The 1,035-nt window shown below is 71.3% G+C and carries 2 protein-coding genes; one reads left to right on the forward strand and one right to left on the reverse strand.

The features are described from left to right. A partial coding sequence (locus B0W88_RS31940; protein WP_077038426.1) for a PRC-barrel domain-containing protein occupies positions 1 to 493 on the forward strand: 493 nt, incomplete at its 5' end. 9 nt (positions 494 to 502) lie between these two features. Here B0W88_RS31940 and B0W88_RS31945 read toward each other — a convergent pair. Further along, positions 503 to 1,035, reverse strand: a 533-nt coding sequence (locus B0W88_RS31945) for a cytochrome c (RefSeq protein WP_144007153.1), incomplete at its 5' end; no start/stop codon positions are given.

Below are 1,035 nucleotides of genomic sequence, written 5' to 3' on the forward strand. Positions count from 1 at the left end.
CCGCTCCGGCCCATACAAGGAGATCACGATGAACACCACCACGACCACCACCGAGACCTACGCCACCGACGTCAGCCGTGCCGAGCTCGACGACCCGCTGCGCATGAAGACCTTCCCCGACACGCCGATGGGCAACGAGGGCCCGGGCCCGCGCCTGCTGACCGCCGGCACGATCAAGGGCGACAAGGTCATCAACCACCTGGACGAGACCCTGGGCCACATCGAGGAGATCATGCTGGACATGCGCCTGGGCCGCATCGCCTACGCGGTGATGGCCTCGGGCGGCTTCCTCGGCATGGGCGAGCGGCTGTTCGCCATTCCCTGGGCCGCGCTGACGCTGGACCCCGACCGCAAGTGCTTCGTGCTGAAGGCCGGCAAGGCACAGTTCGAGAACGCCCCGGGCTTCGACAAGAGCCACTGGCCGGTGGCGGCGGACCGCAGCTGGCACGAGGGCGTGCACGAGCACTACGGGGTGGCGCGCTACTGGGAGTGATGGGTAGCGCTATTTGACATGCAGCACGTCCAGCGCCAGCACCGGCGCCGCCGCATTGCCCCATGACTGGCGCACGAAGCTCGCGACCGCGGCGATCTCCGCCGGGTTCAGCACCTGCCCGAAGGGTGGCATGCCGAAGGGCCGCGGGTTGCCGGCGGTGCTGGGCGCGAAGCCGCCGTGGCGGATCGCCAGCACCAGGTTGTTGGCCAGGGGCAGCCTGACGGCGCGATTGCCGGCCAGCGCCGGGTAGATGCCGGGCACGCCCTCGCCGCGCTCGCCGTGGCAGGCGGCGCAGTGGCGCTCATAGAGCTTCCCGCCCTGCAGGCGCTGGTCACGGTCGGCGAGCCTGAATTCCTCGCGCCGGCGGTGCTGGACCGGGATCGAGGCGAGGTACTGCGCCATCGCGTCCAGGTCGGGGCCTGACAGATGCTGCGTGCTGCCCGCGACCACCTCGGCCATCGGCCCGGCGACACCGGCCGTGCCGGCGACGCCGTCGCGCAGCAGCCTCACGACCGCCTCGCGCGGCAGGTGCTGCTGCCCGG

The sequence above is a fragment of the Pelomonas sp. KK5 genome (assembly GCF_001984095.1).
In the GTDB taxonomy this organism is placed as follows: Bacteria; Pseudomonadota; Gammaproteobacteria; order Burkholderiales; family Burkholderiaceae_C; genus KK5.